The sequence below is a fragment of the Nonomuraea cavernae genome (assembly GCF_014646355.1).
In the GTDB taxonomy this organism is placed as follows: Bacteria; Actinomycetota; Actinomycetes; order Streptosporangiales; family Streptosporangiaceae; genus Nonomuraea; species Nonomuraea cavernae.
Genome location: NZ_BMNH01000023.1, coordinates 108,871 through 130,936 on the forward strand (window position 1 = coordinate 108,871; position 22,066 = coordinate 130,936).

The following is a 22,066-nucleotide window of genomic DNA, read 5'->3' on the forward strand; positions in this document are numbered from 1 at the left end:
GACGCCGCGGCCACGCGAGCGCTGCGGCCCGGGACACGCATGTTCCCCCCCACAAGCACGGTCCCCGGAGGACCCGAGACCACGGAGTTCTGATCATGCGGAAGCTGATAGCGACAGTGTTCAACTACTCCCTCGACGGCTTCCTCGCCGACGAGGGCACCGAGTTCTGGAAATTCTGCTTCGGCCTGCCCGAAAACCGTCAGCCCGACGACCGGGCACACCTCGACTTTCTCCAGGGCGCGTACGCGCACCTCATGGGCCGCACCGCCTACGAGAGCATCGCCGGGGCCATGACAACGTCCACCGACCACCCGTTCGCCGACATCCTGAACACCGGGCGCAAGGTCGTCTTCTCCCGGACCCTGAAGACGGCCGACTGGGCCAACACCACTATCGCCGCTGGTGACACGACAGGAGAGATCGACAAGCTCAGGCTGGGCGGCGACGGCCACATCGTGGTCTGGGGCGGCGTCAGCCTCTGGCGGTCGCTCATGCGGCTCGATCTGATCGACGAGTTCCAGCTGAGCATGTTCCCCTATGTTGCGGGCGAGGGCACCCGGCTGTTCGACGGTGTCCCCAAGTCCTCCCAGCTCGACCTGGTCTCCAGCACCGCCTCCAGCAACGGGATCGTATATCTGCAGTACCGGCGACACCGCTGACCCGGCGGCCGACATGCACAACGAGCGGCAGTCACGCACTCAAAGATCGCAAAGGCCCCCTCCCGAGATCTGGGAGAGGGCCTTTCAGCTGCGGAGGATCGGGGATTTGAACCCCGGATGGTGTTGCCACCAAACCGCATTAGCAGTGCGGCGCCATAGACCTGACTAGGCGAATCCTCCTGGTAGCCACGCGGCTCAGGACAGCGTACCGGCCTTCTGCCGAGGCGGCAAAGCGGTTGCCCCGCGCGTCCTTGCCAGGAGTTATCCACAGCCTGTGGATGGCGGCCTGTGGACAACTCCTGACGAGCGGCGCGCGGGGCGCGGAGGTCATGCGGCCGGGTTGGCCTCACCCTCGATCTCGATCTTGACCTTCTTGCCCACCAGGACGCCGCCGGTCTCCAGGGTCTGGTTCCAGGTCAGGCCGAAGTCCTCGCGGTCGAACTCGGTGTTGATGGAGAAGCCCCAGAGCGCCTGGCCCCAGGGGTTGGTGCCGGCGCCGCCGTACTCGACGTTGAGCTCGACCTCCCTGGTGACGTCGCGGATCGTGAGGTCACCGACCACCGTGAACTCGTCGCCCGAGTGCTCGACGACGCGGGTGCTCCTGAAGGTGATCTCGGGGTACTTCTCGACCGACAGGAAGTCGTCGCTGCGCAGGTGATTGTCGCGGTCGCCGGCGTGGGTATCGATGCTCGCCGTCTTGATCGTAAGCTCGGCGGACGACTCCAGCGGGTTCTCGGCGATCGTCACGGAACCGCTGAAGTCCGTGAAGTTTCCACGCACCTTGCTGACCATCATGTGCTTGACCACGAACCCGATGCGCGTGTGAACCACGTCGAGGGCGTAGGTGCCGGGGGCGGGAACGGTCAGGCCTTCCCAGGTGCGGGTGCTCATGGGGCTCTCCTTCAGAAGCTTGCTAGGTGGACAGTTGATTTAACAAATGTCTACACGAGGAATATTCCCCACGTCAACTAGCGTCGGTTACAGTATGAGCGTGCTCCCCATCGACGATCCCCGCCTGACGGCCATAGGTCTGCTGTCAGAGGTCCACGCAGGCCTTAATGGCAGGATGCAGCCGGCGCTCGTCGCGGCCGGCTTGTCCGACATCGACTTCGAGACGCTGATCCGCCTGAGTCGTTCCCCGGGGGAGCGGTTGCGGATGACTGACCTCGCGGCCCAGACCGGCCTGTCCACCAGCGGCGTGACCAGGGTCGTCGACCGTCTCGAACGTGACGGCCTGCTCGCCCGCGTGGCCTGCCCCACCGACCGCCGCGCCTCCTACGCCACGCTCACCGAGGCCGGGCGCGACCGGCTCGCCACGGTGCTGCCCCACCATCTGTCCGACATCGACACGTGCTTCACCGGGTTGCTCGCCGAGGAGGAGCTCGAGTTCTTCCTGGGGATCCTGCGCAGGATCAGGGACGTCGTACGTCCGTGCGCTACGGCTGGGGCGGCCGAATCTCGGCCGCAGGCTGAGTCTCTGTCCCCAGTTCGCCCCTGAGCTTGGCCATCGCCCGGGACACCGTGCTCTTGACCGTGCCCACGCTGATGCCCAGGGTCCTGGCGATCTCCCGTTCGCTCAGGTCCTCGTAGTAGCGCAGGACGATCGCGGCCCGCATGCGGGCGGGCAGGTTGCTCAGCGCCTGGTCGAGCTGCTCGTGCACTTCGCCCTGTGCCTCGCTCTCGCAGGTGACCTCCGGCAACTCCTCGGAGGGATACTCCTCCACCTTCCGCCGCCGCCACTGCGAGATGTTGATGTTGACCATCGCCCGCTTCACGTAACCGTCAAGCGCGCCCCGATCCTGAATGCGATCCCATGCGAGATAGGTCTTGGTCAGGGCGTTCTGCAGGAGATCCTCCGCGTCCAGCGGATGCCCGGTCAGCTGGTGAGCCGCGCGCAGCAGAGCAGGTCCGCGGGCCTGAACGTACGCGCGGAACTCCTCTTCCTCACTGGCGGTCTGCATCGTGGCCAGAATCGCAGCCCGATGCTCTGTAACGGCTGAACCGCAATCCAGGATTCGGCTTACCGACGATAAAGGTAGGTCAAGGTCGGTGGCGGATTGTTCGCCGCCGGATGTCATCTCCTTCTCCGGGGGATGCGTATTTTGCTCCCCTATGTGGTGTACGCCACATAGGGGAGCTGAGTCGTGTGAATCTGTTAACGACAGGGGAGGGCTGATGGCGTATCCGAGCATCGAACGCCGCCGGGTGCTCGCGGCGGCGGCGCTGGGCCGCGAGGTGGGCGTCCCCGGTCCCGACCCGGGCAGCGGCGATCCGCTGCACGCGGTCACGGGCACGATTCTCGACGTCAGCCCGCATCTCATGACCATCGAGCGGCCCGACGGCCGGACGGATCGGCTGATCATCGCGCCGTGGGCCACGATCTGGCGCGGGGCCGAGGTCACGCCCGCCGACCTGCCCGTGGGTGCCAGGGTGATCATGCGGACGTCGCGCGAACGGAAGGTGGTCGAACGGGTCTGGGCCGACATCGTGCGGATCACCGGCACCATCCTGTCCGTCGAGGGCCGTAAGGACCTGGTGGTCGAGCTGCACTGCGGGCCGCACCGGGGCCGCCGGACCGTCGTCATCCCCTACCGGGCCACCGGCCGCCTGCAGGTGCGGCACCCGCAGTTGGAGCCGGGTTACCTCTTCGACGCGATCGGGATCAGGCAGGACGGCACGACGCTGGCACTGCTGCCCGCGACCTCGCAGCCCACCTATCCCGCCCGTGCCGTGCCGCCCGCGCCGCCCGCCTACGCCGGCGTCCAGCCGCGCATCTCCGGCACCGCCACCTGGTCCGACGCCTTCGACGAGGAGGAACGCGGCCTCGCCTACCCCATGCTGGAACGAGCCGACGCCGCCTGCCCCGACGCGGGTGTGTCGTGCGCGGGTCTGCCGTACCTCGCTCTGGGGTCTCTGCTCCAGATCAGGAACTCCTGTACGGACCGGACGGCGAATCTGCCGATCGTGACCTGTGGTTGCGTGGCCGGCCGGTTCTGCGATCGTTGCGTCGAGTGCGGCACGTCCGAGCGGGGGCGGATCGTCGAGCTGTCGCCGTCGTCCTACATCGAACTCGGGGGCGAACTGGTCAAGGGGTGCTTCAACGTGCAGATCGGATTGGGGTGACGTTCGTGCTGGCATCGCAGCTGCCGGTTCTGATCGCGGTGCTCGTTCTCGGGACGGTCGCCAAGGTGATCACGGTGTCCTCGGGCGGCGAGCCCGGCTCGTTCTCCAAGCTGGGGCCGGCGGTCCTCGTGCCGGCGCGGATGCAGGGTCCGGCGCTGCTCGGCTGTGCCCTGGGGGAGCTGGTGCTCGCCACCGGGTTGTTGCTCACCGCCCATCCGATCTTCCGGTGGGGCGCGGTGGCGTTCTTCGCGCTCTCCACGTACGTGCTGCTGGAGCTGCGCAGGCGGAGACCCGACGCTGGGTGTGGGTGCTTCGGCGAGATCAGCGCGGCGCCCGTGGGGCGCAGGTCGGTCGGCAGGACGATCGTGCTCACCGGCATGGCGGGCATGGCGGTGTGGGCCGAGGTGCCCGGGGTGGCGGTGTTCGCCGATCCGCCATGGCCGCTCATCGCCGCCGGGCTGGTCGCCCTCGCCGTGATGTCCCCGGAGATCGAGGAGCTGATCGACCGGGTGCGTTATCGCGCGCCGTGCGAGCAGCGCCCGGCACCGGCCGAGAGCGTCATGCTGTCGAGGCTCCGGGCCAGCGGCGCCTGGCGGGCGCACCGTGACCAGCTGACCACGACCGACCCGTACGACAGTTGGCGCGAGCTCTGCTGGCGCTTCTTCGTCTTCCGGAACCAGGACCGGGACGACGTCGTCTTCGCGGTCTACCTCAGCGGACGCCGCCCGGCGGTGCGGGTGGCCGTGGTCAGCGGAGAGGACAGCGACGCTCTGCCGGTGTATACGCCTGTATCGGCGTAGGGCTAGAGAGCCTTAGATCCCCCTCGACGGGCATGGTGATATGACTCTATTGGGCTATCTAGCTTCCCCACTAGACAGCCCAATAGAGGACTAGGGGTGCCGGTCAGATCGGTTGGGCACGCAGGAACCTCCCGAAGTGCGGCACGGTGAACGCGATCAGCCCGCGCTCGGCGCTGTAGATGAGCCCCTTCTTGATGAGGCTGTCGCGGGCGGGGGACAGACTCGACGGCTTGCGGCCCAGGGCATCGGCCACCTCGGCCGTGGGGACCGGCTCGTCACCGATCTGCGCCATGGCGTGCATGTAGTCGCGCTCGGCTGGAGTCGCCCGCTCGTAGCGGCTGCCGAAGAAGCCCACCGCGAGCTCCTCCTCCGCCTCGGGCGCCGACACCTTGACGTCGTCGAGCGTGATCGGACTGCGCGGCGCCAGGTCCCAGGCGACCTTGCCGTAGGCCTGGACGAAGTAGGGGTAGCCGTCGGCCGCCTCGTACAGCGCGTCGAGGGCGTCCTGGGTGAACTCGACCTCCTCCTCGCGGGCCGGCAGGATCAGCGCGAGGTCGGCCGCGTCACGGTCGAGCTTGTCGATGCGGGCGTAGCGGAAGAGCCGCTCCGAGTAGCTCTTGCTGGCCGAAAGCACGCTCGGCAGGTGCGGCAGCCCCGCCCCCACCACGATCAGCGGCCCGCCCGACTGTGACAGCTCGTGGCAGGCCGCGCAGAGCGCGGAGACGTCGGCGGCCTGCACGTCCTGCATCTCGTCGATGAACAGCGCGATGCCGACGCCCAGATCGGTGGCCACGCTCGCCGCGTCGACGAACAGCTCGGTGAGGTCGATCTCCAGGTCGCCGGAGTCGGCCCGGCCTCGGCTGGCCGGCACCTCGATGCCGGGCGACCAGTGCGAGGTGCCCTTGGCGGCGGCCGGATCGCGCATCGCGAACGCCTTGAGCACGCCGAGGAACTCCTCGATGCGCTCGGGCGCGCGATGGCGAGGAGCCAGCTCGCGGATCGCCATGTGCAGGGCGGCGGCGACGGGACGGCGAATCGACTGGTCGGGCCGGGCCTCGATCTTGCCCGTGCCCCACAGCCGCTGCATCGCCATGGACTTGAAGGTGTTGAGCAGGACGGTCTTGCCCACGCCGCGCAGGCCGGTGACGACCATGCTCCGCTCGGGCCGGCCACGGGCGACTCGTTCGAGCACGACCTCGAACTGCTGGAGCTCACGATCACGCCCGGCCAGCTCCGGCGGACGCTGCCCGGCACCGGGGGCGTAGGGATTGCGCACAGGGTCCACGCTCTCGGACTTTATTGCCGGATATAGCGGCCGTCTTAGATTTGGGAAGAAAGAGCTACGGCGTGTCCGAGCGGGCGCGGTCGCCATCACCGTCACCGGACACACCCCCTCTCACCTGGCCGAACCTCTGTTCGATTCGGTACCCAGAACTGTAGCGCGGACTCGAACAGGTATGCGATGCTTTCGAGTAAAGATCTTCGCAACAGATCGCCCCGCTCGGACGTCTCTGGGATGTGGAGTTCGAGGATTTCGTCAGAGCCAGGGGTTCCGCGCTGCTCCGATACGGCTACGTGCTCAGCGGCAACGCCGACGACGCGGCCGATCTGGTGCAGGAGGCGCTGCTCCGGTTGAGCGACACCTGGGACCGTGTCCGCAACAAGGACAGCCCCGAGGCGTACGTTCGCACCACCATGGCCCGCCAGCACATCAGCTGGTGGCGCAGGCGGCGGCGGGAGCAGCTCACGGACGACGTGCCCGAGGGCTCCTACAGCGACAGCCACTCCTTCGGCGAGCTGTGGAAGGAGCTGGCGACGCTGCCGCGGAAACAGCGCACCGTGCTGGTCCTGCGCCACCTGGGGGAGGTTCGTGTACCGCGTCAACGGGGCCGGAACTCCGCGCTCCGTGTTGCTCTACTCCGTGAGGCAGCCGTACCCGATTCTCGACCGTTTCCTGCTGGCGGACTTGGGCGTGTACGACCTGGAGACCAACAAATTGATCTTCATCGACCAGTTGTACGGCGGGGGCAGGTACTCAGAGCCGAACCCGATCCTCTACTGGGGCACCACCAAGGCCGACAAGCCGGACAGGTACTGGGTGCTGAACTTGGCAGCCGTGCCGCCCGCCCAATAGCGTTCCGGACCATGCGGACCTTTGCCAACGTACAGGAGCTCAAGTCGGCCGTCGGTGAGACGTTCGGCCCCACCGAGTGGCGCACCGTCACTCAGGAGCAGGTCAACCTCTTCGCCGACGCCACCGACGACCACCAGTGGATCCACGTCGACGTCGAACGCGCCAAGGACGGGCCGTTCGGCGGCACGATCGCCCACGGCTACCTGAGCCTGTCGATGCTGCCCTCGTTCATGATGGAGCTCATCGAGGTCAAGGGCATCGCCATGGGCGTCAACTACGGCCTCAACAAGGTTCGGTTCCCGAGGCCGGTGCCGGTCGGCGCGCGCATCCGGGCCACCGGCGAGCTGTCCGACGTCAAGGGCACCCCGGCCGGCTACCTGTCCAACCTGAAGCTGACGATCGAGGTCGAGGGCGAGAAGCGGCCGGCCTGCGTGGCCGAGACGCTCAGCCTGTACGTGCCCGCCGAGTAGGACCACTTCGCTCAGGCGTGCAACAGAAGCACCCGCCCGGCGGTCCTTGGGTTCGTGGATAACACGGCTGATTTCGACGAGTTCGTCCGAGCCCGGGGTGATGCGCTCCTCCGGTACGGCTACGTACTGGCCGGCAACTCGGAGGACGCCGCCGATCTCGTTCAGGAGGCGCTGGCCCGTCTGGGTGACGCCTGGCCCCGCGTCCGGAAGAAGGACGACCCCGAGGGGTACGTGCGCACCACGATGGTCCGGCTGCACATCACCGCGTGGCGGCGGCGGCACCGGGAGGATCTGGTGGCCACCGTGCCCGAGGGAGGCAGGTTCGACCACTACGGCGACGCCGACCTGTGGGCCGAGCTTCAGCAGCTGCCTCGCAAGATGCGGGCCGTGCTGGTGCTGCGCTACTACGAGGACCTCTCCGACGAGAAGATCGCGGAAATTCTCGGCGTCTCCCGCGGGACGGTGCGCAGCCAGGCCGCCCGTGCCCTGGACAAGCTCCGGATCAAGCGAGTGCTGCAGGAGGCGCGATGAGAAGCGAAGACGACCTGATCCGTACGTTGCGCACGGCGGCCGACCAGGCCGGGCAACCCGTGGTGGGGCTGGCGGGCGCGGTCGCCGCCCGGCGCCGGACGCGGCGGGTCAGGCAGCGCGTGCAGCGCATGCAGGTGGCGCTGGCCGCCGCGGCGGTGGTGGTCGTGGCGGGCGGCACCACCGCTGTGTTGACCGGTACGGGTGAGCGGATGGAGCCGGCCGTCACCGTGGCCACCGGCCCGCCCAGGGACGAGCGTCCGCTACCGCAGCTCAAGCGGGCGGCCGAGGTGTGGCCCGGCGCCGCCTTCAAGATGCCCGCCAAGGCGGCTGACGGTTGGCGGTATCGCCCGGTGACCGGCCTCAGTGCGACCGAGGTGTTGCTGGCCGCGGAGTCGTCCTTCGAGAAGGCGGGACGCCTTGAGGTGTTCGACGCCTCGACCGGGAAGACCCGGGTGGTGGGCGACATGCCCGCTCCCGACGGAGTGAAGGGCTACTTCGTCCAGGCCGTCGACGTGGGGGAGAAGTACTTCGTCTGGTACGGCGAAACACCCAACAAGCCTGACAAGTGGGCAGATTTCTGGATTATGCCGCGAGAGGGGGGCACGGCCCGGCGCGTGGGGAAGGTGACCGGTGAGCTGTCGCACGTCGAGAAGGTCGGCGTCACGGACGACTCCCTCGTCTGGTCCCTCCGGAAGGGGGGCGTCTACCGCATGCCGCTGACCGGCGGTCCCGCCGAGCGCATCGACGGCACCGACGGGCTGCACCTGGTCTCCTGGCCGCTGGCGGTGGCGTACGCCCCAGGCGAGTCTGACCGGAAGAACCAGAGCCGCGTGGTCGACCTGGAGACCGGCACCGCGACCGACGTCCAGGCGGAGACCGGGACCACCGAACTGACCTGCGGCCCCGAATGGTGCTTCGGTGTGCGAGGCGAACGTACGGTCATGCAACGGCTCGACGGCTCCGACAGCCGGCTCCTGCCGGAAGGGTTGAGGTTCTTCGGCGGAGGCCGGATCCTCGGTGACCGGTTCGCGCTGCTCGACGCGCCCCTCGGTGGTGACCCGGCGACGCGCTACCTCCCCTCGGCCGTCGTCTACGACGCGGTGACCGGTCTGGCCGGCGGAATCAGCCGGGTACAGCCGAACGGCGGAGGCGGCTTCGGCGCGGGCACCTCGTCCTCGCCCACCACGATCGTCTACTGGGACGAGGACGAGAGGTCGGAGGAGACGTGCGGGACGACCGAGCCGCCCATGACGGCGGACGTGGTGGGCATCAGCCGCCAAGACGGCCAGGTCTGCGTGACCAGGAGGAAGGGCGGCGGCAAGGAGCTCACCGTGCTCAACCTGCTGGCCGTCACAGCAGGGAGTGGATGATCGCCGCCACTGCCACCAGCGCGAGCAGCCCCAGATAGGCCAGCACGAGCCGGGTGTCCCTGAGCAGGCATTTGCTCCGGGTCAGCCCGGCTCGTCGCGCCTTCCAGTAGCCCGCGAACCCCAGCCCGGCGAACCCGAGCAACGCCCACGGCCCCAGCAACCAGGCAAGCAGCGCGATCGTGGCGTACACGCACAACCGAAGCGGATCGTACGGCTCGGCCTTCACGGGATCACCTCGAGCGGCATTCGTACCCGAGGCTCCGAGGCGACAGCGGACAGCCGCTGCGCCGACAGTTGCGGCCACGCATGCACCGCGCAGAACGGCGCGCACTGATCCTGCGCGGCCCGCGTGCCGACGTGCACACAGCACTGCGTGAGCCGTTCCTCGATCATGGTCGAGATGTCCATGAACGGCTTGACCGTCAGACGCACCACCCGCTCGCCCAGCATCCGGCGCAGCTTCCTGCGCCTGCCCGGCAGCGCCGAGGAGGCCAGCGTGAGCAGGGTGGCGACGCCCAGATCGCAGTTTTCACAGATGTCGCGCCACAGGTCGCCGATCTGCGGATGCGACAGAGACGACTGCTCCGACAGCAGCCCGAGCAGCGACTCCTGTACGGCCAGCCGCAGCTCGCGCGGGATCTCGGTGTCGGCGATGCGGTTGGAGACCAGGCCCAGGTTGGCCTTGAGCCGGTCATGACCGATCAGCGCCGTCAGCGAGCGCCACTGCCCCGAGTCGTCGCGGATCAGGTAGCCCACCGAGCAGCAGTGCGGATGGGAGCACGGCAGCGCGGTGAGATCGCGCCAGGTCACCAGGCCGTCGGTCTGCGGGCCGAGCCGCTTGAGCACCCCCGTGTGGGTGAGCCGGTCCATCGCGTCGATCGGCTCCGACCTGCCCGAGCCGAACTGCGGCTGCAACGACACCCCGCCGACGAACGGAGTGTCGAGCGCCAGCCGCACGACGTCGCCGATCTCGCCGTCGTTGACGCCCAGCGCCGCGGTCATCACCAGCGTGGTGAAGATCTCCCGCTCCGACAGCCGTTGTACGGCCTGCGCCTTGAGCCTGCGCAGGTCACCACCCCGGTGATGCTTCGACGCCTCGGCCGAGCTCCCGTCGTACTGCAAGTAGACCTCGACCCGCTCGCGATGCGCGGTCAGCAGGTCGAGCAGGGAGTCGTCGCGGGCGATGAGCACGCCGTTGGTGTTGATCAGGATACGAGTGATCGGACGCCGTTGGAGCTCGGCGAGGAGTGTCTTCAGCTCGGGGTGCAGGGTCGGCTCACCGCCGCTCAGCATGAGCACGTCGAGCCGGCCGTTCTCGCGGGCCAGGCGCTGGTCGACGTTCGCGAGCACTTCGCTGACCGGCACGATGCCGCTCAGATCGGGCGAACTCCCGGCGAAGCAGGTGGGGCATCGCAGGTTGCACGCCTCCGCGATGTCCTCCAGCAGAATGCAGGTGTGCTGCGTCTGCATCTCAGGCAACCCCTGGAGGTACGCGCTCGGCACGGGCAGCCAGTTGCCCGCCACATCGGGCACGTGCTGCTTGGTGGGCGCGGTCCATTCCTCCAGGTACGCCAGGATCTCCGGATCCTCGTCGTACAACGTCCGCACCAGACCGTGCTCGCGGCACCCGCGCTCCAGCCACACCCGGTCCCCGCGCGCCACCAGATAGCCGCTCAGCCGCTCGACCCGGTCGAGATCCCGGCCGTGGCAGTGCGGGCAGAACGCGTTGACGTACCTGAGGATGCGGTCGCCCCGCAGCCCCATCCCTGTACTCATGTCATGACCTTCCGCTCGAACAGGGCATCGTAGTAGCCGCGCCGCCAGCCGTACGCCACCCTGAGCCCCAGCAGCAGCACACCGGGCACCAGGAACCACTGCGGCCGGGTGAGATCGAGCCAGACGGTCTCGTTCGCCCGGGTGAACTCCACCAGAAAACGGAACCCGGCGTACGCCGCCAGGTAGAGCGTGAACAGCTCCCCCGGGCGCGTGAGCCGCTTGCGCGCCCACACCAGCGCGGCGAACGCGGCCAGGTGGAAGACGATCTCGTAGATGAACGACGGATGCATGGCCTGGCCCACCAGGCAGCCTGGACACTCGGGCGTCGACGCCGGCGCGTACACCCCCCACGGCAACCCCGTCGGCCGGCCCGGTGCCTCGGTCAGATGGCAGCCGATCCGGCCCACCGCCATGCCGAGCGCCACCGCCGGGGCGAACAGGTCACCCGTGCGCTCGCGGTAGCCGATGATCCGCTTCGCGACCAGCACGCCCACGTACGCGCCCGTCAGGCCGCCGAGGATGCTGCGCGAGCCGTACAGCCACAGGTCCGACAGGTTGAGCGTCTCCAGCCAGCCGGCCAGCCGCATGCCGATGGCCCCGCCGACCAGCGCGCCCGTGACCGCGATCAGCGATTGCTCGTTCAGCGCGCCCCGGCGCCGGGCCTCGCGGACGAACACCACCGCGGCGACCAGCACCCCCAGCCCGACGAAGACCTCATGGAGTGGCATGTCAGGCATACAGGCCCGGGTTGAGGCCGGTGCAGTAACCAGCCGAGACGATCGACCAGAGCGCCCAGCCGATCATCAGGCCCAGGCCCGCGCCGGTGGCCCACGGCTTGCGCACGAACAGCAGGCCCGCGCCCGTGCCCAGGCCGATTAACGCCAACACCGCCGCGCCGACGCCGACCACCGCCGCGCTCGACGCACCGGAGTTGGAGGCGAGGGCGAGGACGACGAAGGCGAGGACGATGTTGATGACGCTGTAGACGGCGATCCCTGCGAAGGCCAGCCCGATGATCGTGCCGGTCGACCCGCTCTGCGGCGGTGGCGGCGGTGGCCCCCATCCTCCTTGGCCGGCCCCCGGCCACGCACCATGGCCGGGCGGCGGCCCTTGACCGGGCGGCAGCCCTTGGCTCGGCGCTGGCCCTTGACCGGGCGGCAGCCCTTGGCTCGGCGCTGGCCCTTGACCGGGCGGCAGCCCTTGGCTCGGCGCTGGCCTTTGACCAGGCGGTGGCCCTTGGCCCGGCGCTGGCCTTTGACCCGGCGGTGGCCCTTGACCGGGCGGTGGCCTTTGACCCGGCGGCGGTCCACTCTCACCAGCCGGCGGCGGCCATCCGTCAGCACCCGGTGGTGGGTCATGTGGCGGTGTGGTCATCTTTCGTACCCCCTGATCGAAGCCAGGCTAGGCGGTGGCGATTGCGGTTGTATGAACAGATCCGTGTTCGTACGGCTTCCGGCAAGGACGCACCTCGCAGGCCGCCTCCCGGACATCCACGAGAGACGAAGTGGGTCGACGGACATCAGAGGCGGTCACATCCCTTCGGAGTAGTAGATCGCGGCCTGAACCCGACTCCTCAGCCCCAGCTTGCCGAGCACCCGGCTGACGTGCGTCTTGGTGGTGGCCTCGGCCATGTCGAGCTCCTTGGCGATCTCGGCGTTGGACAACCCGCGCCCGACGCACGCCAGCACCTCCCGCTCGCGCGGCGTCAGGACGGATATATCCGGCGGCTCCCGGCGTGGCGCCTGCCCGGCGAAGGCAGAGATCAACCGCCGGGTCACCGAGGGCGAGATGAGGCCGTCACCCCTGGCCACGAGTCGCACCGCCCCGACGAGCGTGTCGGCGTCGGTGTTCTTCAGCAGGAACCCCGCCGCCCCCGCACGCAGCGCGCCGAACACGTACTCGTCGACGTCGAACGTGGTCAGGATCAGCACGTCGGTCACCCCGGCCAGCTCGCGCGTGGCCGAGATGCCGTCGAGCCTGGGCATGCGAACGTCCATCAGCACCACATCGGGGCGCGTCTCCCGCGCCACCGCCACCGCCTGCTCGCCGTCGGCGGCCTCCCCGACCACCTCGATGTCGCCGGCCCCGCCGAGGATCAGCACGATCCCCGCCCGGACGGCCGCGTGATCGTCGGCGACCAGCACCCTGATCGTCATCCCACCTCCAGGGACGTGCTGACCGCGGACGTGGGCAACGTGGTGTGGACCCGCCATCCGTCCTCCCGCGGACCCGCCTCGAACGTGCCCCCGACCAGCATGGCCCGCTCCTTCATGCCGATCAGCCCGGCCCCCGCGCCGGGTAACCCCGCCTTACGGCCGTTGACCGGATTGTCGACGGTCAGCGTGACCCCGTGTGGCTCGTAGGCGATGGCGACCGTGGCCGGTTGCTCGCCGTGTTTGAGGGCGTTCGTCAGCGCCTCCTGCAGGATGCGGTAGGCCGCCAGGTCGACCGGGGTAGGCAGGTCCCGGAGCTCACCGTCCACGCGGATCTCGGTGGCCATCCCGGCCTCGCGCGACCGGTCGGCCAGGGACTCCGCGTCGGCCAGTCGCGGCCGGGTCGCCTCGGTCTCGTCACCCTCGTGGCGCAGCAGTCCGATCATCGTGCGCATCTCGGCCAAGCCCCTCACGCTGTTCTCCCGTACGGACTCCATGATCTTCTGGACGGTCGCCCGGTCGAGGTCCTTACGCGAGAGCGCGGCCGTGGACTGGATGGCGATGGCACTGAAGTAGTTGGCGATCATGTCGTGCAGCTCGCGAGCCATCCGCGTGCGCTCGGCGGTGATCGCCGTCTGCCGGTCGAGCTCGGCCAGCCGGGCCACCTGCTCGGCCCGCGCCCGCTCGGCGGCCGCCTGGTCGCGGTGCTGGCGCACGATCATCGCCGACGTCACCGGCACGATCAGCACCAATCCCGCCTGAATGCCCATGCCCGCGAATATTCGCCAGTCACTCGTGATGAACCCCAGCACCGCACCGGTCAACACCGCCAGCACACTGGCGCCACCGAGCAGCCACCGGGAGAACCGGGCGGGTCCGTACAGAGCGGCGGCGTAGATGTTGTCGGTGAACACCAGGACCGTGGCGAGCGAAGGCCCCACGACCAGGTCCATCGCGACGCCGACGACCCCCAGCCCGAGCGACCACATCGGCGCCCGCCGCCGCACCAGAACCCCCGCGCAGGTGAAGGCCAGCGGCACCACCAGCATCCACTCGGGCACGCCACGGGGGGTATAGGCGCCGGCCAGGATGAGCAGCACGCCCAGAACGAAAGCCAGCCCGGCCACCGGCGCCATGCGTTTCATGCTCCCCATCCCACCATCGCCGGTCCGTGCGGTCCTCATCCGGAGGGCAACCTGTGGATACACCCTTCGATGTATCCACAGGTTCGTTTCCCCTGAGGATGTGACCCGGCCTCGGGGGCGAAACGATGGGATACGTGATCGTCGCCATCCTGATCGGCTGCGAGGTCGGCTTCTGGGTCCTGCTCGGCCTGGGCCTGGCCTCCCGTTATCTGTGGAACCGCCGCAAGCTCAGCACCGCCCTGCTCCTCAGCGTGCCGTTGCTCGACGTCGTCCTGCTGGTCGCCTCCGTCATCGACATGCGCGGGGGCGCCGTGGCCGACCTCAGACACGGCCTCGCGGCCGCCTACCTGGCGTACTCCATCGTCTTCGGCCACAGCACCATCCGCTGGGCCGACGCCAAGTTCCGTCACCGCTTCGCCGGCGGCCCTCCGCCCTGGAAACCCCCGGCCGGCGGCATGGCCCGCGCCCGTTACGAGTGGCGTTTCTGGTTCCGCATCCTGTTGGCGTACGGGATCGCCTGGCTCATCGTGTTCGGTCTGGTCTGGCTCGTGAACGACCCCGCCCGTACCGAACCACTGATCACCTTCATGTACGGCCTGCTCAAGGTGCCGTTGATCGCCATGCTCTGGCCGGTGAGCCACACCCTCTGGCCGAGCAAGACGGAGTCCGCCGAGTCGTGATTGCCACAACTGGTTCGAGGCACCACCTCAGACCCGCTATGCTTGTCTAGCAGCAAGCGGCCGTAGCTCAATGGATAGAGCATCTGACTACGGATCAGAAGGTTGGGGTTTCGAGTACCTCCGGCCGCACAGCAGGTCAAAGGCCCTCCGGGATGATCCCGAAGGGCCTTTTTCGTGCTCGTACAGCAGCCTTGTACAGCAACGCGGGCTCACACAGGCGATCTCCTAACGCGGCTCGTACCTTCCGGCCGCTCTGTTCAGACGTCGCCGAAGCCCTCCTGTAGACGGCGAACCCAGTCCGCGGGGAAGACTTGCGCAAGTCGCTCCTTGCTGATCGCCAGTAGACCCTCATCCGCCAAGGGACGCAGGGCCCCGGCCCGGACGGCTTTGTGCTTCTCGGGTGCCGGGCAGATCAGTACGGCGAGGATCTGGCATGCCCGTTGGATCTCCGGGGCCCCAGTAGCTTCGACCATCTTCTTAATGGGCTCCCAAGCAGCTCGCACGGCGAGGCGCACCAGTGCTTCTAGGAAGGGCTTACGATCCTCGGCCTCGCGAGACTGCATGATGATCGTCGTCACGTACTCCGGTATTCGGTCCATGGCTTTTTCAAACCTCTTTATGGCATCGGCCATCGCTACGAGAAGATCGCACCATAGATGATCATTGATTCGTTTTCTGGCCCCTCGTGGGTCGTCGCCACCGAACCCCTCGTCCAACTTTGTGATCACAGAGCAGACGAGGATATCGCCAACTTCCTGGATGTGTTCGATGGTTTTTGGATTCTCGGATAACCAGTCAGCAAGGTCTACTTTTGCGGTGTCCGTGGCAGCCTGCCGCGCCTTGGAAGGCTTCGGCCGTCCCTCGGAAGGCAGAGCCCTCGCCCATCTGGAGTCGCAGCGGTCTCTCGCCTTTTGACGAGGGACAGGGGATGGATCGCGAGCCAGCTTGAGACTGTTGGACCAGCCATGCTCTACCCCGCCACACGCACATTTGCAAGAGTGCCCTTCGGCGCTTTCGCAATTTTTCGGGTGCACTATACGCCCTCCGATTCGTTCGACACGACAGCGACCGAGCGACCAATCGGAAGCCCCATTTCTTTTAAATCACGAACTGCCAATTGCGAAATGATCGCAGTGGCCAGGTCTGTCTGTCTCTTCAGACATGAGAAGACGTCGCGCACGCTAAAAGGCCCTTTAGGATGATCCCTAAGGGCCTTTGGGGTAATGCAAAATCGATTATGTCTCGTTTGAGAAGTCAAGACTTTGGTTGAGTCGATCAAGCGCCTTACGGGTTTCGGGGTTGGGGATTTGTGTGTAGACGTCCATGGTCATCGAGATCTGCGAGTGCCGCAGGATGCGCATCGCGACGCGCGGGTGGACGTCGAGGGCGGCCAAGAGAGAGGCGCAGGTGTGGCGGGTGTCGTGGACGCGGATGCGTGGGACGCCCGCGTTGCGGCAGTGGGTTTCGAAGGCGCGGTTGAAGTTGCGGGGTTCGATCGGTGTGCCGGTCCGGGTGGTGAACGTCAGGTCCGAGGGCTTCCAGCTGTCTCCGGCCGCCCTTCGTGCCTCCTCTTGGACGCGCCGGCGGTGACGGAGTGCTGAGACGCAGAGGCCGAACAGGGGGAGGGAGGCCGTCGAGTCGTCTGTCTTGGTCGTCTCGCGGTGAAGAAGCTGGCCGCCGACCCTGGTGAGCTGACGGGAGATCCAGAGTTGTTCGCCGCCGAGGTCTACGCAGTCCCAGGCCAGGCCGAGGACCTCCCCGCGGCGCAGGCCCAGGACGAGGATGAGGACGTATGCCGCGTAGAGCGGGTCGTCGACCGCTCGCAGGTGTTCGAGGAACTTGCGGGCCTCGTCGACCGTCCACACCACGTGCTGCCGCTTCTTCTTGGTCGTGCTGGGGCTTGGCAGCGTGGTGAGCGATGCGACGTTCTTCGAGATCAGTTCTTCCCGCAGAGCGTGACCAAGGGCGGAGCGCAGGACGCGGCGGATGCCCGCGATGGTGCTGCGGGACGGGTAGCCCTTGCAGCATTTACCGATTGAGCAGCACCGCCGCTTGTGCTCGGGCCGCTTGTGATCCTTCTTTTGATCGCAGCAGGTGCAGAGGGTGGGCAGGGTGTTCAGCCAAGTCTGCACGTCGCGGACGGTCAGCTTGTCCAGGCGCTTCTTGCCCAGGCCGGGGACGATGTAGAGCCGGACGAGTGGCTCGTAGGCGACGTAGGTCGTCGGCTCCCGGTTGGGCTTGATCACTTCTTCCAGCCAGCGGGACAGGTAGGCGGTCATGGTGGGGTTCTTCGTCGGCGCCGGTCCCTTGCGGGACTGCTCGTGGAGGTCGAGCCACTTCTCGTGGGTCTCCTCACGGGTCTTGCCGTACGCCCACTTGCGGGTGCGCTTGCCGTCCGGGGTGGTGACCCAGACGTAGCCCGCCCAGCCGCCTTTGTAGGGGAAGATCGAGCCTTCCCCGTTCGAGCGCTTGCCCATCAGGCGACCTCCTCACATAGCCGGGCGACGTAGGTGTCGAGGGCTGAGACCGGGATGCGGCGGCAGCGGGTCCCGACGAGGATGGACGCGATGTCGCCGGAGCGGATCAGGTTGTAGAGGGTCCAGCGGCTGACCTTGAGGACGGCCATCGCCTCAGGGACCGTCATGAGCTCACAGCTCATGAGGACTCCGTTCGAGGCGAGTTCCGGTGATGGCTGCGGCGAGGAGTTGGTCTCCGGCGGAGTGGCCCTTGCCTGCGTACTGCCATTCGCTGATGACGAGGATGGTGTCTTCGTCGAAGAGGGGGAGGCGGCCGGTGGTGATGTCTGTGTCGCGGGTGTGGTGTTGGCGGGCTGCTCGGAGGGCGCCAAGCGTGGTGGAGTAACGGCGGGACCTCGTGGAGAAGTGGCCCCGGAAGCCGAGCATGTGGGCCCAGTTCGTGAGGCGGAGTTCGGTCAGTTCCGGCAGGGCGCCGAGTCGCATGCATTCGGCGATGAGCCGCTTGGGGTGATCGCGAAGGTTGAAGGCGTCGAGGTTGTCGAGGGGGTTGATGCGGCGATCCAGGGTGCCGACGCATTCGGCGGCCTTAGTGGCGTACTTGGCGATGTAACCGGCGACGGCTTGTTCGGTGAGGTCGCCGGTCAGGGTGATGGGGCGGATGTCGAGCTGACTTCCCCAGCGAAAAGCGCGTTCGGACTGGTCCTTGTGGGCGGGTGCGGTGGCGGTGACGGCTCGTGCCGCGTGCTGGACGGCTTGGGTGAGGGTGTCGGCGGTGGCCCAGGCCGGGGGCGGCATGGCGGGGCCGCCGGGGCCGTCGAGGCGGATGACGGCGTGGAGGTGGACGACCCCGCGCCGCTGGTATTCGGCGACCTTGGCGAAGGAGAGAGTCAGGTGGTGGCGCAGGTTCTTGAGGGCCAGGCCGCCGGCCTTGGCGAGGTGGCGGCGTACGGAGTCGGCGAAGCGCTTCCACAGCAGCGGCGCGAGGGCGTTGAACAGGACGCTGCCGGTGTAGTCGTAGCAGTCGGGGCAGAGCGGTTCGCCCAGGCGGGGATCGTCCGCGCTGTGCCGGGTGGTGCAGGACATGACTTGGCCGTGTGGGCAGGTGCCGGCGTTGCGACGGGCGTGGCAGGGCTGGACGCTGCCGCCGTGCTCGCGGCGAGTGTGTACCGCGCCGAAGGACGGGGCGGTCAGGGTGACGAACAGCGTCGGATGAGCGGTGACGGTGTCGGGGACGCCCTTGCCGCCGATCAGGCCCGCGCGGATGAGGTGGTAGGTGTCTGCTCGGTAGGTCTCGGCACAGGCGGGGCAGCGGGTGGCGCGGCGGGTCTTGCACGGGACGCGCAGGATGCCGTCGGGCTCATGCTTGGTGGTGTAGCGGTGCAGGAGAGCCCCGGTGGCGCGGTCGTAGTGCTCGATCTTCCCGCGTAGGTGGATGGGCTGGCGGCAGCCGCCGGTGGCGCGGATTTGGGATGCCCAGCGGTCGTAGTCGGGGTGGTTGAGTCGGGCGATCATGCCCGCTTTGGCGTGCGTGTTGGTGTGGGTTGTGGGCAAGATGGAGACCTCCTTTCACTCGTTCGGGTGGAGGGATGGCCCTCGACCTGGCGTGTGTCTTGGCGGATGTGCGGCCAGGCCGGGGGCGCTGCGCGGTTAGGCGCCGTTGTTGTCGATGCCGGTGCCGTCGCAGTCGTGGCAGCGGGCGTTGTCGGTGTCGATTCCGGTGCCGTTGCAGGTGCAGCAGCGGTAGCGGATCACCGGCAGGCTTTCGGGCATGGCCTTCACCTGTTTTCGCGTGGTCGGGTGGTGAGGTAGATGCGCCAGTGGTGGGGGTGGGCGCGGTCGGGGTAGGCGCGGGAGACGGCGTAGACGGTGAAGTGCAGGCGCAGGCGGAACAGGGCGTCGACGATTTCGGCTCGGGTGCCGTCGATGCGGATGCGCATGATCGGTCCCTTCTGGTCAGGTGGCGGGTGCCGGGTCGGGTTGGATGCAGCCGCGGTAGCTTTCCTCGGCGCGGTGGCGGGCGCGGGCGGCGGCGAGGATGGCTACGGCGCGGTATTCGACGGGGCCGAAGCGCCGTGAGGTGGCGTAGTGGCCGTACGGGATCTCTTTCTGGTCGATGACAGAACCGATGCGTGCGGCGATCTGGTCGATCTCGGCGCACTGTTCGGCGTCGCTGTCGTGGCGTGAGAAGTGGTGCAGGGTGAGGCTCTTGGAGACGGGCAGGTCCGGGTGGTCCTTCAGGAACGCGGCCAGCTCCAGCAGGCCGTTGATGAGGGCGGCGCGGTGGTCGTGGGGCATCGGTGTCTCCCTTCTGGTCAGGCGGTGCGCAGGGTGCGTAGCAGGTCGGAGGCGAGTTGGTCGGATACGCCCAGGTGGGCGCGTAGTGCGTCGCGGGTGATGGGGCTGCCGTGTCGGGCGTGGTGTTCGTCGGCGACTCGGCGGGCGAAGGCGACGAGCGCGGGCGCGAGGTTCCCGTCTTGCTCGTCCTGAGCGTCGTCCTCGTCCGAGCCGTCGTGCAGGACGGCTTCCGGGACCGGGGACGAGGCCAGGACGGGCGCGGACGAGGCCGCCGAGGCGGTGGACGGTTCGGGACGGGTGGCGCGGCGTTCCAGCATTGAGATGGCGATGAGGAAGGCGGCGGCTGGGGTGGCGGCGGTGATCCAGCCCCAGACGGTCGGGGCGGCTTGGGCGAGGTTGGCGGCCAGGGACAGGACGATGCCGCCGGTCAGTACGAGCACGGGCCACGACACTTTGCTCCGCCGGCCTTTGCCGGTGTTCTTGTCGCGTTGGCGTTCGCGGGCGGCCATGACGCAGGTCAGGTCGATGCAGACGGCGATGGCCCAGGACATCCAGCCGGTCTGGCCGTGCTCGGTGGCGGTCTGGCGGATGTGGGTGAACGATCCGGCACCCGCGATGGCGGCCAGGACGAGGACCGGGCCGGTGTCGAGCAGCCGGCAGGCGAAGCGTCGCATCGTTGCACCCCCTTTCTCAGGCGGTGATGGATTCGGGCAGGTGGGCGGTGATCTCGTCCCAGGACGGAGCGAGGTGAGCATGGGCGGCGGCTGCTTGTTCGGCGGTTTGCTCGCTGACGTAGAAGGAGCGGGCGCGATACCACTGGCCGTCCTGTCCGGCGACGATCGCGACGCCGGGTGTCTCGGCGGCGATGGCGCGAGCCGAGGCCAGGGCGGCCGGGTCGAGGTCGCCGAGCGTCATGGTCGCGGTCTCCGGGTCGTTGACCCGGTGGCAGATCCGTCCCGAGCACTGCGCCCGCAGGGCGGTGACGCCGGGTCCGAGGTCGGAGCCGATCCTTTGGCCGCAGCAGAACAGGTAGATGCCGAACGCCCGCCCAAGCTGGGCGACCCGCAGCAGCGCGGTGGAGGTTTTGGCGATCTCGTCCTTCTCTGACTTGTCGGCCATCAGGTAGAGCTCGGCCAGCTCGTCGACCAGGACCACGACCGGCACCGGCCGCAGAGCGGGCGGGAGTTGCCAAATGTTGCGGGCGGACGCCTGACGGCACAACCCCATCCGGTCGATCATCAGGGCGACCAGATCGGCCAGCAGGCTGACGGACTCGATCCGGGAGGTGGCCAGCGCCGACAGCCGCGGCGCGTACGGCGTGAACTCCACCCCGCCTTTGAGGTCGAACCCGACCAGCGCCACGGGCTGCGGGGCCAGGCCGACAATCAAGGCGTTGGCCAGGTTGGACTTGCCGGATTGCGTCGCCCCGGCGTTGAGCCAGTGCGGCACGGTGCGGAAGTCGATGGTCCATGGCTGGCCGGTCTCCAGCCGACCGACCGTCACCTTCAGCAGGTCGGGTGAGGGCGGCAGCTCGTTCACCTTGACCAGCGGGTCACGCATGGTCGCCATCAGCACGACGCGGCCGGGCCGGGGTGAGGAGACACGCACAACGTGGACGCCCCAGGAGTGGGCGAGGCGTTCGGCGGCGTCGGCGTAGTCGCCGGGGGTCTGGCCTTCCAGGGTGTGCAGGGTGACCCGCCAGCCGTGCCGGGTCGGCAGCGGCAGCCACATGAACGGTTTGGTGTCGACGGCGACCCGCTGGAAGCGGCGGCGGACTTTGACCAGGCCGGTGGAGGCGATCGCGCCGGGGACGGTGGTGAACCACCAGCGTTGCCGCTTCTTGGTCAGGTTGCAGCCGAGCGCGACGCGCCTCCAAGAGGCGCGGACGGAGGCGGCGGTGAGTGGGAAGCCGATGGCGAGCCAGAAGGAGGGGTAGTGCAGGTGGCGCCAGGCCTGCAGCCCGGCCGCGATGGCGGCCAAGGCTGCGAGCACGATGAGCGCGTCAGACATCGGCGGCCTCCCGCGCTGGGAGCAGGGCCGAGGCGCGGTAGGCGATGCCCCACCGGCCGGCGATCTCCCAGACGTAGCCGAGCAGGCCGACGGCGGTGACGGTGTCGCCGGTGGTGATGGGCGGTTCGCCAGTGGTGCCGATCTTGACGAGTTCGATCCGGCCGAACTCGTCCTCGATCGAGACGGTGACCTCGTAGACGGTGTTGCCGTTCTTGTCGGTCTTGATCTCGCCGGTGTCGCGGTTGAGCACGCGTGGGCGCGGGGCCTTGACGCAGGTGATGGCGAGCTTGCTGACATCCACAGGGATCGGGACGGAACGCATGGGTGGTGACCTCCTCTTTCGTCGTAGCCAACATAGTTAACCTAGTTGGCTCAGTTGTCAATGTTGGCATGGCTGTCTTGGTGTGGTGAGATTGACGCGATGGTCAAGAACACCGGCCGGG

The 22,066-nt window shown here is 68.1% G+C and carries 28 protein-coding genes, 2 tRNA genes and 1 pseudogene; 11 read left to right on the plus strand and 20 right to left on the minus strand.

Annotation, left to right across the window (positions count from 1 at the left end; all coding sequences use genetic code 11):
* The first annotated feature begins 95 nt into the window (after positions 1-95).
* On the plus strand, positions 96-659 hold the full coding sequence (locus IEY82_RS29030) for a dihydrofolate reductase family protein (protein WP_189127421.1): 564 nt from the start codon (positions 96-98) through the stop codon (positions 657-659).
* A 91-nt stretch (positions 660-750) separates the two neighbouring features.
* On the opposite strand, the gene IEY82_RS29035 is transcribed toward IEY82_RS29030, so the two are convergent.
* Both IEY82_RS29035 and IEY82_RS29040 read right to left on the minus strand, forming a co-directional pair.
* Positions 751-839 (minus strand) — tRNA-Ser (locus IEY82_RS29035).
* Between the two features lie 147 nt (positions 840-986).
* The gene (locus tag IEY82_RS29040) at positions 987-1,550 is read right to left on the minus strand and encodes a YceI family protein (RefSeq protein WP_189127422.1); all 564 of its coding nucleotides are present in this window, start codon (positions 1,548-1,550) and stop codon (positions 987-989) included.
* Between the two features lie 94 nt (positions 1,551-1,644).
* Here IEY82_RS29040 and IEY82_RS29045 point away from each other — a divergent pair, with 94 nt between their 5' ends.
* Positions 1,645-2,157 carry a MarR family winged helix-turn-helix transcriptional regulator gene (locus tag IEY82_RS29045; protein ID WP_189127423.1) on the plus strand — a complete coding sequence of 171 codons (513 nt, stop codon included), beginning with the start codon at positions 1,645-1,647 and terminating at the stop codon, positions 2,155-2,157.
* Here the strand turns inward: IEY82_RS29045 and IEY82_RS29050 are convergent.
* On the minus strand, positions 2,096-2,620 hold the full coding sequence (locus tag IEY82_RS29050) for a SigE family RNA polymerase sigma factor (protein WP_189127424.1): 525 nt from the start codon (positions 2,618-2,620) through the stop codon (positions 2,096-2,098). The genes IEY82_RS29045 and IEY82_RS29050 overlap by 62 nt on opposite strands.
* Positions 2,621-2,834: 214 nt before the next feature.
* Between IEY82_RS29050 and IEY82_RS29055 the strand changes: the two genes are divergently transcribed.
* Complete coding sequence (locus IEY82_RS29055; RefSeq protein WP_189127425.1) at positions 2,835-3,782, plus strand: hypothetical protein; 948 nt, start codon at positions 2,835-2,837, stop codon at positions 3,780-3,782.
* 5 nt (positions 3,783-3,787) lie between these two features.
* Positions 3,788-4,582, plus strand: coding sequence for a MauE/DoxX family redox-associated membrane protein (locus IEY82_RS29060; protein ID WP_225264038.1), 795 nt, complete (start codon positions 3,788-3,790; stop codon positions 4,580-4,582).
* 103 nt (positions 4,583-4,685) lie between these two features.
* Here IEY82_RS29060 and IEY82_RS29065 read toward each other — a convergent pair whose 3' ends face one another.
* Positions 4,686-5,867 carry an ATP-binding protein gene (locus IEY82_RS29065; protein WP_189127427.1) on the minus strand — a complete coding sequence of 394 codons (1,182 nt, stop codon included), beginning with the start codon at positions 5,865-5,867 and terminating at the stop codon, positions 4,686-4,688.
* A 290-nt stretch (positions 5,868-6,157) separates the two neighbouring features.
* On the opposite strand from IEY82_RS29065, the pseudogene IEY82_RS40415 reads away from it, so the two are divergent.
* The 5 genes and pseudogenes from IEY82_RS40415 to IEY82_RS29080 form a co-directional block, all read left to right on the plus strand.
* Positions 6,158-6,259: pseudogene (locus IEY82_RS40415) on the plus strand (sigma factor); the annotation flags it as partial.
* A gap of 193 nt (positions 6,260-6,452) precedes the next feature.
* Positions 6,453-6,716 (plus strand): hypothetical protein, encoded by a 264-nt coding sequence (locus IEY82_RS39475; RefSeq protein ID WP_225264053.1) that lies wholly within the window; start codon positions 6,453-6,455, stop codon positions 6,714-6,716.
* 11 nt (positions 6,717-6,727) lie between these two features.
* Complete coding sequence (locus tag IEY82_RS39480) at positions 6,728-7,186, plus strand: MaoC family dehydratase (RefSeq protein ID WP_225264052.1); 459 nt, start codon at positions 6,728-6,730, stop codon at positions 7,184-7,186.
* 54 nt (positions 7,187-7,240) lie between these two features.
* Positions 7,241-7,717, plus strand: a complete 477-nt coding sequence (locus tag IEY82_RS29075) for a SigE family RNA polymerase sigma factor (RefSeq protein ID WP_189127429.1) — start codon at positions 7,241-7,243, stop codon at positions 7,715-7,717.
* On the plus strand, positions 7,714-9,087 hold the full coding sequence (locus IEY82_RS29080; RefSeq protein ID WP_189127430.1) for a hypothetical protein: 1,374 nt from the start codon (positions 7,714-7,716) through the stop codon (positions 9,085-9,087). The genes IEY82_RS29075 and IEY82_RS29080 overlap by 4 nt, the downstream gene beginning before the upstream one ends.
* On the opposite strand, the gene IEY82_RS29085 is transcribed toward IEY82_RS29080, so the two are convergent.
* The 6 genes from IEY82_RS29085 to IEY82_RS29110 all read right to left on the minus strand — a co-directional run bounded on the left by IEY82_RS29085 (position 9,068) and on the right by IEY82_RS29110 (position 14,161).
* Positions 9,068-9,313 (minus strand): hypothetical protein, encoded by a 246-nt coding sequence (locus IEY82_RS29085; RefSeq protein WP_189127431.1) that lies wholly within the window; start codon positions 9,311-9,313, stop codon positions 9,068-9,070. The two genes, IEY82_RS29080 and IEY82_RS29085, sit on opposite strands and share 20 nt — an antisense overlap.
* The gene (locus IEY82_RS29090; RefSeq protein WP_189127432.1) at positions 9,310-10,863 is read right to left on the minus strand and encodes a radical SAM protein; all 1,554 of its coding nucleotides are present in this window, start codon (positions 10,861-10,863) and stop codon (positions 9,310-9,312) included. The genes IEY82_RS29085 and IEY82_RS29090 overlap by 4 nt, the downstream gene beginning before the upstream one ends.
* Entirely contained in the window at positions 10,860-11,591 is a 732-nt protein-coding gene (locus tag IEY82_RS29095; RefSeq protein WP_225264040.1) for a prolipoprotein diacylglyceryl transferase, read from the minus strand. Before IEY82_RS29095 ends, IEY82_RS29090 begins: the two co-directional genes overlap by 4 nt.
* 1 nt (position 11,592) lies before the next feature.
* On the minus strand, positions 11,593-11,772 hold the full coding sequence (locus IEY82_RS39485; protein WP_225264042.1) for a hypothetical protein: 180 nt from the start codon (positions 11,770-11,772) through the stop codon (positions 11,593-11,595).
* A 620-nt stretch (positions 11,773-12,392) separates the two neighbouring features.
* Positions 12,393-13,019: a response regulator gene (locus IEY82_RS29105; RefSeq protein WP_189127434.1), complete on the minus strand. Its 627-nt coding sequence runs from the start codon at positions 13,017-13,019 to the stop codon at positions 12,393-12,395.
* Positions 13,016-14,161 (minus strand): sensor histidine kinase, encoded by a 1,146-nt coding sequence (locus IEY82_RS29110; protein ID WP_225264043.1) that lies wholly within the window; start codon positions 14,159-14,161, stop codon positions 13,016-13,018. The genes IEY82_RS29105 and IEY82_RS29110 overlap by 4 nt, the downstream gene beginning before the upstream one ends.
* A 134-nt stretch (positions 14,162-14,295) precedes the next feature.
* Here IEY82_RS29110 and IEY82_RS29115 point away from each other — a divergent pair, with 134 nt between their 5' ends.
* Positions 14,296-14,841 (plus strand): hypothetical protein, encoded by a 546-nt coding sequence (locus IEY82_RS29115; protein WP_189127436.1) that lies wholly within the window; start codon positions 14,296-14,298, stop codon positions 14,839-14,841.
* A gap of 56 nt (positions 14,842-14,897) precedes the next feature.
* Positions 14,898-14,970 (plus strand) — tRNA-Arg (locus tag IEY82_RS29120).
* Positions 14,971-15,098: 128 nt separating this feature from the next.
* Here the strand turns inward: IEY82_RS29120 and IEY82_RS29125 are convergent.
* The 10 genes from IEY82_RS29125 to IEY82_RS29165 all read right to left on the minus strand — a co-directional run bounded on the left by IEY82_RS29125 (position 15,099) and on the right by IEY82_RS29165 (position 21,945).
* A complete protein-coding gene (locus IEY82_RS29125) occupies positions 15,099-15,569 on the minus strand; it encodes a hypothetical protein (protein WP_189127437.1) in 471 nt (156 codons plus the stop codon).
* A gap of 507 nt (positions 15,570-16,076) precedes the next feature.
* On the minus strand, positions 16,077-17,318 hold the full coding sequence (locus tag IEY82_RS29130) for a site-specific integrase (RefSeq protein WP_225264045.1): 1,242 nt from the start codon (positions 17,316-17,318) through the stop codon (positions 16,077-16,079).
* A complete protein-coding gene (locus IEY82_RS29135) occupies positions 17,318-17,500 on the minus strand; it encodes a helix-turn-helix domain-containing protein (RefSeq protein WP_189127438.1) in 183 nt (60 codons plus the stop codon). The genes IEY82_RS29130 and IEY82_RS29135 overlap by 1 nt, the downstream gene beginning before the upstream one ends.
* Positions 17,490-18,830 carry a replication initiator gene (locus tag IEY82_RS29140; protein WP_189127456.1) on the minus strand — a complete coding sequence of 447 codons (1,341 nt, stop codon included), beginning with the start codon at positions 18,828-18,830 and terminating at the stop codon, positions 17,490-17,492. Before IEY82_RS29140 ends, IEY82_RS29135 begins: the two co-directional genes overlap by 11 nt.
* A 135-nt stretch (positions 18,831-18,965) precedes the next feature.
* Complete coding sequence (locus IEY82_RS39990) at positions 18,966-19,088, minus strand: hypothetical protein (protein WP_263648705.1); 123 nt, start codon at positions 19,086-19,088, stop codon at positions 18,966-18,968.
* A gap of 5 nt (positions 19,089-19,093) precedes the next feature.
* Complete coding sequence (locus tag IEY82_RS29145) at positions 19,094-19,255, minus strand: hypothetical protein (RefSeq protein ID WP_189127439.1); 162 nt, start codon at positions 19,253-19,255, stop codon at positions 19,094-19,096.
* Positions 19,256-19,271: 16 nt separating this feature from the next.
* On the minus strand, positions 19,272-19,613 hold the full coding sequence (locus IEY82_RS29150) for a hypothetical protein (protein WP_189127440.1): 342 nt from the start codon (positions 19,611-19,613) through the stop codon (positions 19,272-19,274).
* A gap of 17 nt (positions 19,614-19,630) precedes the next feature.
* Positions 19,631-20,287 (minus strand): DUF2637 domain-containing protein, encoded by a 657-nt coding sequence (locus IEY82_RS29155; protein WP_189127441.1) that lies wholly within the window; start codon positions 20,285-20,287, stop codon positions 19,631-19,633.
* Positions 20,288-20,303: 16 nt separating this feature from the next.
* On the minus strand, positions 20,304-21,623 hold the full coding sequence (locus IEY82_RS29160) for an FtsK/SpoIIIE domain-containing protein (protein ID WP_189127442.1): 1,320 nt from the start codon (positions 21,621-21,623) through the stop codon (positions 20,304-20,306).
* Positions 21,616-21,945 carry an SCO3933 family regulatory protein gene (locus IEY82_RS29165; RefSeq protein ID WP_189127443.1) on the minus strand — a complete coding sequence of 110 codons (330 nt, stop codon included), beginning with the start codon at positions 21,943-21,945 and terminating at the stop codon, positions 21,616-21,618. The genes IEY82_RS29160 and IEY82_RS29165 overlap by 8 nt, the downstream gene beginning before the upstream one ends.
* Positions 21,946-22,066: the final 121 nt, after the last annotated feature.

Coding starts and splice junctions, on each gene's coding strand:
- IEY82_RS29165 (WP_189127443.1), bottom strand. CDS start 21,945: ATGCGTTCCGTCCCGATCCCTGTGGATGTCAGCAAGCTCGCCATCACC.
- IEY82_RS29080 (WP_189127430.1), top strand. CDS start 7,714: ATGAGAAGCGAAGACGACCTGATCCGTACGTTGCGCACGGCGGCCGAC.
- IEY82_RS39990 (WP_263648705.1), bottom strand. CDS start 19,088: ATGCCCGAAAGCCTGCCGGTGATCCGCTACCGCTGCTGCACCTGCAAC.
- IEY82_RS29155 (WP_189127441.1), bottom strand. CDS start 20,287: ATGCGACGCTTCGCCTGCCGGCTGCTCGACACCGGCCCGGTCCTCGTC.
- IEY82_RS29110 (WP_225264043.1), bottom strand. CDS start 14,161: ATGAAACGCATGGCGCCGGTGGCCGGGCTGGCTTTCGTTCTGGGCGTG.
- IEY82_RS29135 (WP_189127438.1), bottom strand. CDS start 17,500: ATGAGCTGTGAGCTCATGACGGTCCCTGAGGCGATGGCCGTCCTCAAG.
- IEY82_RS29095 (WP_225264040.1), bottom strand. CDS start 11,591: ATGCCACTCCATGAGGTCTTCGTCGGGCTGGGGGTGCTGGTCGCCGCG.
- IEY82_RS29130 (WP_225264045.1), bottom strand. CDS start 17,318: ATGGGCAAGCGCTCGAACGGGGAAGGCTCGATCTTCCCCTACAAAGGC.
- IEY82_RS29105 (WP_189127434.1), bottom strand. CDS start 13,019: ATGACGATCAGGGTGCTGGTCGCCGACGATCACGCGGCCGTCCGGGCG.
- IEY82_RS39480 (WP_225264052.1), top strand. CDS start 6,728: ATGCGGACCTTTGCCAACGTACAGGAGCTCAAGTCGGCCGTCGGTGAG.
- IEY82_RS29090 (WP_189127432.1), bottom strand. CDS start 10,863: ATGAGTACAGGGATGGGGCTGCGGGGCGACCGCATCCTCAGGTACGTC.
- IEY82_RS29045 (WP_189127423.1), top strand. CDS start 1,645: ATGAGCGTGCTCCCCATCGACGATCCCCGCCTGACGGCCATAGGTCTG.
- IEY82_RS29150 (WP_189127440.1), bottom strand. CDS start 19,613: ATGCCCCACGACCACCGCGCCGCCCTCATCAACGGCCTGCTGGAGCTG.
- IEY82_RS29050 (WP_189127424.1), bottom strand. CDS start 2,620: ATGCAGACCGCCAGTGAGGAAGAGGAGTTCCGCGCGTACGTTCAGGCC.
- IEY82_RS29055 (WP_189127425.1), top strand. CDS start 2,835: ATGGCGTATCCGAGCATCGAACGCCGCCGGGTGCTCGCGGCGGCGGCG.
- IEY82_RS29030 (WP_189127421.1), top strand. CDS start 96: ATGCGGAAGCTGATAGCGACAGTGTTCAACTACTCCCTCGACGGCTTC.
- IEY82_RS29040 (WP_189127422.1), bottom strand. CDS start 1,550: ATGAGCACCCGCACCTGGGAAGGCCTGACCGTTCCCGCCCCCGGCACC.
- IEY82_RS29140 (WP_189127456.1), bottom strand. CDS start 18,830: ATGATCGCCCGACTCAACCACCCCGACTACGACCGCTGGGCATCCCAA.
- IEY82_RS29145 (WP_189127439.1), bottom strand. CDS start 19,255: ATGCGCATCCGCATCGACGGCACCCGAGCCGAAATCGTCGACGCCCTG.
- IEY82_RS29160 (WP_189127442.1), bottom strand. CDS start 21,623: ATGTCTGACGCGCTCATCGTGCTCGCAGCCTTGGCCGCCATCGCGGCC.